The following is a 6541-nucleotide window of genomic DNA, read 5'->3' as shown; positions in this document are numbered from 1 at the left end:
AAAAAAGTGCAAGAATCAAGACACGTTCGGATAATACTCAATGTTTTGCGCAACGAAGTGCATGGATTTGCTTTCAGCTCGGCCGTACCCTTACAAGCAGAAAGGGGCCATGCCCCTCAAAAGGAGGATTTTGCATGAAAAAAGTGGTATTGGTGATGGTGATGGTCTGCTTGGTGGTCGGCTTTGGCTTTGCAAATGGAACCAAGGAAGCAGCACCTGCCTCCCCAAGCGGGGAGATTACCTTGAAGTGGGCACTTTGGGATATTGCCTCGACTACGTATTATGAACCGTTGATCAAGGCCTATGAAGCTACCCATCCCAAGGTGAAGATCGAGATGCTGGATTTGGGGTCAGCCGATTTTATGACCATGTTGCAGACTCAGCTTTCCGGTGGTGATTCCTCAATTGATGTGGTCACCATCAAGGATATTCCGGGGTACAACAATCTGGTCAAACGCAATCTGCTGATGAATCTGAACGACAAGATCAAGAGTGAGAACATCAACCTTGCCCAGTACGGTGGAACGACCGATCAGATTTCTGTTGATGGAAAACTGTACGGAATTCCGTTCCGAAGCGATTTCTGGTTGGTGTATTACAACAAGGATCTTTTTGACAAGGCGAAAGTTGCCTATCCGACCAATGACATGACCTTTGCCCAATATGATGCACTTGCCCGCAGAATGACCAGTGGGGTCGGCGCTGACAAGGTATACGGAGCTCATTATCATACTTGGCGTTCAGCAGTACAGTTATTCGGCATCCTTGACGGCAAACACACCATCGTAGACGGTACCTATGATTTTCTCAAACCGTATTATCAGATGGTGCTCAATGAACAGAAGGATGGGATCGTACAGGATTACGCTACCTTGAAGACATCCTCCACCCATTACAGTGGGGTATTCTACAACAACAGCGTCGCCATGATGAACATGGGTTCTTGGTTCATCGCCACCTTGATCAACCAAATTGACCAAGGGAAGACCGAAGTGAAGAACTGGGGTTTGGTCAAATATCCGCATGCCGAAGGCGTGCCAGCCGGGACCACCTTGGGAACCATCACCAGCCTCGGCGTCAGCAATGCTTCGCAGAAAAAGGATGCCGCATTTGATTTTGTGAGGTTCGTAACCGGAGGCGAGGGGGCACAGATCATCGCGAAGACGGGTACCATCCCGGCGATCAAGGATGACCAAGTCATCAAGATCATCGCATCCATGCCCGGGTTCCCCACCGACCAGGCAAGCAGGGATGCCCTGCAGGTGGTGAAGACCTATTTGGAAATGCCGTTGCATGAGAAGGCAGGAGAGATTGAGGTCGTGCTGAATCAGGTCCATGACGAGATCATGACCAACAACATCAGCATCGATGCAGGTCTTGCAAAGATGAACGAGCAGGTACAAAAAATCCTGTCCAAGTAACCGTATCCCTTCCTTTGGTACAGGAAGCAATCCTGCTTCCTGTACCCTCAATCTGTATGACGATAAGGATATCTGCATGCCCGCAAAGAATGCACGCATCAAAAGGCAGTTGGTGGCGTATAGTTTCATCGCCCCAAATTTCATAGGTTTTGCTGTGTTCACCCTCATTCCCATTGTGTTCGCCGTGGTATTGGCACTGTTGCATTGGGATGGGTCGAACCCTATCCAATGGGCCGGGTTTTCCAATTTCACCGACTTGTTGGATGATGACCAATTCAAGGCAGCGTTGAGAAATACCATAGTCTATACACTGGGTACGGTTCCGCTTACGCTGGTAAGCAGCCTGTTTTTGGCCGTCATTCTCAATCAGGGACTGAAAGCCAGAAACATAATCCGTACCATCTGTTTCTTCCCTTATGTCGCCTCATTGGTGGCAGTGGCTGCGGTATGGAACATGATCTTCAATCCTTCGAAAGGCCCGGTGAATATGGTGCTCTACACATTGGGCTTGAAAACAGTTCCTGGTTGGGCGGCGGACAAGAATTGGGCGATGGTGACCATCATTCTCTTCAGTGTCTGGAAATACATGGGGTATTACATGATCATTTATCTTGCAGGATTGCAGGGTATCAACGCCGAATTGTATGAAGCGGCCAATCTTGATGGAGCCAATGCCTGGCAACGCTTCCTGTTCGTGACCGTCCCCCAGTTGAGTGCGACTACCTTCTTTGTGATGGTCATGCTTACCATCCAATGTTTCAAGGTCTATGATATCGTCTACATGGTAACCCAGGCCGGTCCCGGCACATCCACCCTCGTGCTGGTCTATGACATCTACAACAAGGCCTTCGTAAGCTGGAACTTGGGATCCGCCAGTGCGGTGGCCATGGTTTTGTTCGTGTTGGTCTTGGGTGTCACCTTGATTCAATTCAAGGGTGAGCAACGCATGCGCTGAGGGACCCAAAATGCAGGTGACTACCAAACATACCCGATTGAATATGCTCATGTTGTATTTCTTGTTGCTGTTGTGTGTCCTTCTGATGCTCATTCCCTTCGCCTGGATGCTCAGTGCTTCATTGAAGCTGGACAAGGATGTATTCCGATTCCCGATAGAATGGATACCTTCCCAGCCGCGCTGGGAGAATTATGTGGAAATTTGGTCTACCATCCCGTTGGGATTGTTCATCCGCAATACCGCCAAATTGACGATCATCGTAACCTTTCTGCAATTGCTGACTTCTTCGTTCGCCGCCTATGCTTTTGCCAAGCTGCAATTCAAAGGGCGTGACTTCCTGTTTCTCGGGTATGTCGCCACCATTGCCATGCCCTGGCAAGTCTATATGGTGCCGCAGTTCATGATGATGCGATCCTTCGGATTGAACAATACGCATTTGGCGATCATCTGCCTGCAGGCGTTCAGCGCCTTCGGGGTGTTCTTGATGAAGCAGTTCTTCATGAGTGTTCCGGATGAGTTGTGTGAAGCAGCCCGCATCGATGGAATGAATGAATACGCCATCTGGGCCAAAATCATGTTGCCGTTGTCCAAGCCAGCTCTTTCCACCTTGACGATCTTCACCTTCGTCAATACCTGGAATGATTTTCTCGGTCCATTGTTGTATTTGACAAGAACGGAACTGAAGACCATACAGATAGGTCTGAGAATGTTCATCAGTCAGTATTCCAGTGAATATGGTTTGATCATGGCAGCCAGTGTGGTAGCCCTCATCCCTGTTGTGGCAGTATTCCTTTCCTTGCAAAAATTCTTTGTCCAAGGTGTCGCCAGCACAGGACTAAAGGGGTGAATATGACCGAAATCTCCGATGCAACGATACTGCAGGCCCTCGATGAGGCATCAAATCAGGTGCTTCGTAATTTGCCGAACTTTACCTATCGATGCCAAAACCATTCATCGGTCAACAACTTCTATCCTGCGTGCGATAATACACAATGGACCTGTGGGTTCTGGCCTGGAGAAATCTGTCTGGCATACGAGCATACAGGGTCTCCGGCTCTGTTGCATGCATCGTATGTCCTGGCCGAGAGTTTCCTGGATCGAATCGTACGTCGTCGGGAGGTGGACCATCATGATATGGGATTCCTCTATACGCCTTCTTGTGTATCCTTGTATCATTTGGATGGCAGCAAACGGGCAAGAACAGCAGCCTTACTGGCAGCAGACCAGCTGATGACCCGATTCCAGAAAAAGGGTTCCTTTTTGCAGGCATGGGGAAACATGCATGACCAAAAGAACCACCGGTTCATCATCGATTGTCTGATGAATCTGCCATTGCTGTATTGGGCGAGCGACCAAACCGGGGATGAACGCTACCGGGAGATTGCCCTTTCCCATACCCGAACCTGTCTGCACTATTCCTTTCGGCCGGACGGCTCGACCTACCATACGTTCTTCATGGATGCGCAAACGGGGCGTCCCTTGCGAGGCGAGACGGTGCAGGGGTATCGTTTCGATTCCGCATGGACCCGGGGCCAGACATGGGCGTTGTACGGTCTCGCCCTGAGCTACCGGTATACCGGTGATGCTATATGCATCGAGCAATTTCGACAGTCCGCCGCCTATTTCCTTGCCCGTCTGCCTGCCGATCTGATCCCCTATTGGGATTTGATCTTCACCGAAGGGGATGAACCCCGTGACTCTTCCAGTGCTTCGATTGCGGCCTGTGCCTTTCTTGAGATGGCACAGCATCTTCCCGAGCAGGAGGCAGGGTATTATCGATCATGGGCCAAAGCCTTGATGCAAAATCTGTTTTCCTTCTACCGAGTCACCGACCCCGTTTGCTCGAACGGGTTGGTGCTGCATGGAACCTATTCAAAACGCTCGCCATTCAATTCCTGCACGCCTGAAGGGGTTGATGAATGCGTCTCTTGGGGTGATTATTTCTACATGGAAGCGTTGACTCGTCTGAAAGGCGGGTGGGTTTCGTATTGGTAGGAGGGTTCACATGACCAGAGAGGAGTATTTCTCACAGACCCGCATCTGTTTCTTGGACGATGTCGCTTCAGTCGCCTCATATGTTCGCACCTACGAACAAGCCGAGGTTCGCAAGGTCCTGGAAATCGCCGATGCGGTGGTGAAGCAGTCCTTCCTTTTCAATCTTCGTTGGGATATGGAACGTACCAGTGAACCGGTGGTGTTCCCCTCGGTCATCCATTGGCTGTACCAACCCGGTGATGACAGCGAATGGGTGTTTGCCTTCAATCGGATGCGTTTCTGGATCTGTCTTGGGCAGGCATATGCCCTGACTCATGATGAAACGTACGCCCAAACGTTTGCCCACCAACTGTGTGATTGGGTCAAACGGGTGAAACGGACCGATCCCGCCTGCCAGAAAGCATGGCGATCCATCGAGGCGGGCCTGCGAATGGAGTACTGGACGAAGGCCATGCAGTATTTCCGCGACAGCCCCTCGATCACCGGTGAAGTGATTGATACTTTCCTTGCATCCGTAGCGGAACATGCAAGGTTTTTGATGTCCGTGTGGGACAGCTATCATCTGATGAGTAATTGGGGAGTGCTGGAGAATCATGGGTTGCTGCTCGCTTCCCTTGCCTTGCCGTCCGATGAACAAAGCCGTTCGTTCACCAAGGAAGCGTTGAGACGCTTGTCATTGGAAATCCAGATGCAGGTCTACGACGACGGGTTTCAGTGGGAACAGTCTCCGATGTATCACAATGAGGTGGCTCATGACTATCTGGATGTGGTATTGCTGGCCAAGCGACTGCATCTTGTGTTGGATGCGGTGATTAAGGAAAAGACACACTTGATGTGTCTTGCTTCCTTGGCATTGCAGAAACCCGATGGCAGTGAACCCTGTATGGGAGACAGTGACCGCATCGACCAGCGGGATATCATCACCAAGGGCGCTTGTCTGTTTGAGGATGGGCTTCTGAAGGCCGGAGGGTATGCCCATCTGGATTTCGACAGCGTATGGGATCTGGGGTCTCAAGCCATCCAAACCTATGACCGACTGCCTTCCGTGAAATGCGGGCGGTCCTTGACGGTTCTCCAGGAGAGCCGGAATGCCGTCATCCGTACGGATGCTTACTATCTGAGGTTTCACTGCGGGACCTTGGGAGCAGGACATGGACATAGTGACAAATTGCATTTTGACTTGTTTGCCAACGATGAGGATGTGCTTGTCGATGCGGGCAGGTACACCTATGTCCCGAAAGCCGAGCGGTACGAGTTCAAGGATAGCACGGCGCATAACACGACGACGGTGGATCATAGGAATTTCACCGTGTGCAAGGATAGTTGGGAATGTCTGAAGCTCAGTGGTCCCTTGTTGTTCGATGCGGTTCAAAAAGGACCGTATTGTGCCCTACAGGGCAGTCACCAAGGGTACCTTGATGTGGGAGTGTTGCCGAAACGGACCATCATCACGCTCAGTGATGACCTGATCCTCATCTGTGATGCCTTTTTGGCTCATGAAAAGCACTCATATCAGAGTTATTTGCATTTCAACGATAGGGGCAAGGTCAAATTGACTGAAGAGGGAGTCTTCTACCGCAGTCTGGACAATGAGGTGCAGGTGCTGGTGACCTCCTCCGAAGGGGTGACGCAATTTCTCAAGAATACACGCCTGTCCCGACAGTACAATCAGTTGGTCGACAACAAGACTTTGGTCAGTGAGGTTGAATCCGATGCATTTGCTTCTCTTTTTACGCTGATCTCCCTCAACGCACCAAAAGCGATGATTCCGGCAACGCTTTCCAAATGCAGGGTTCTTTCCAATTTCAAGAAAACGCGGTTCAGTGACAGCTTTCTTGAGGCGGTGCATATCCAGAAGGCCGAGCAGGTTTTCACCGTGGTCATCGCCCATCAGGAATGGGCCAGTCCCACCGATACCTTCAATGCCGATGGTTGTACGGGCTTTGGTTCGGTGGTGGTGTTCGACCGGGCAAAAGGGGAGGTGGAAATCGGGACTCGACTGTTCTGCTGAATTGATATTTACATCCTTTTCCAATTTTGCTATCCTGATTTTGACAGCTAAAACCCAGAAAAAAGCTTGCAACTCATTGAGAAGCAAGCTTTTATTTTGCCATTCCAAAACACAAACATGTTTGTATAGATTTAGCCTTCGTAATCTTTTTTCTTTGTC

Annotated in this window: 5 protein-coding genes; all 5 read left to right on the top strand. The window is 50.3% G+C overall.

The window, feature by feature from the left end; all coding sequences use genetic code 11:
- The first annotated feature begins 134 nt into the window (after positions 1–134).
- The 5 genes from AB7C91_RS13330 (at position 135) to AB7C91_RS13310 (ending at position 6382) form a co-directional block, all read left to right on the top strand.
- Positions 135–1421, top strand: a complete 1287-nt coding sequence (locus AB7C91_RS13330) for an ABC transporter substrate-binding protein (protein ID WP_428592244.1) — start codon at positions 135–137, stop codon at positions 1419–1421.
- Between the two features lie 76 nt (positions 1422–1497).
- Positions 1498–2376 carry a sugar ABC transporter permease gene (locus tag AB7C91_RS13325; RefSeq protein WP_332447153.1) on the top strand — a complete coding sequence of 293 codons (879 nt, stop codon included), beginning with the start codon at positions 1498–1500 and terminating at the stop codon, positions 2374–2376.
- A gap of 10 nt (positions 2377–2386) precedes the next feature.
- Positions 2387–3223, top strand: a complete 837-nt coding sequence (locus AB7C91_RS13320) for a carbohydrate ABC transporter permease (RefSeq protein ID WP_332447154.1) — start codon at positions 2387–2389, stop codon at positions 3221–3223.
- A gap of 2 nt (positions 3224–3225) precedes the next feature.
- A complete protein-coding gene (locus tag AB7C91_RS13315; protein ID WP_332447155.1) occupies positions 3226–4371 on the top strand; it encodes a glycoside hydrolase family 88 protein in 1146 nt (381 codons plus the stop codon).
- A 10-nt stretch (positions 4372–4381) separates the two neighbouring features.
- A complete protein-coding gene (locus AB7C91_RS13310) occupies positions 4382–6382 on the top strand; it encodes an alginate lyase family protein (protein ID WP_428592239.1) in 2001 nt (666 codons plus the stop codon).
- The last annotated feature ends 159 nt before the right edge of the window (positions 6383–6541 follow it).

The organism is Sphaerochaeta sp. (assembly GCF_050256055.1).
Lineage (GTDB): Bacteria > Spirochaetota > Spirochaetia > Sphaerochaetales > Sphaerochaetaceae > Sphaerochaeta.
Note: the sequence above shows the minus strand (reverse complement) of the source record. Positions and strands in the feature narration are given on the sequence as shown.

Excerpts from the sequence above, each read along its gene's own strand:
- AB7C91_RS13310 (WP_428592239.1), top strand. The coding sequence starts at position 4,382 with ATGACCAGAGAGGAGTATTTCTCACAGACCCGCATCTGTTTCTTGGAC.
- AB7C91_RS13330 (WP_428592244.1), top strand. The coding sequence starts at position 135 with ATGAAAAAAGTGGTATTGGTGATGGTGATGGTCTGCTTGGTGGTCGGC.
- AB7C91_RS13325 (WP_332447153.1), top strand. The coding sequence starts at position 1,498 with ATGCCCGCAAAGAATGCACGCATCAAAAGGCAGTTGGTGGCGTATAGT.
- AB7C91_RS13315 (WP_332447155.1), top strand. The coding sequence starts at position 3,226 with ATGACCGAAATCTCCGATGCAACGATACTGCAGGCCCTCGATGAGGCA.
- AB7C91_RS13320 (WP_332447154.1), top strand. The coding sequence starts at position 2,387 with ATGCAGGTGACTACCAAACATACCCGATTGAATATGCTCATGTTGTAT.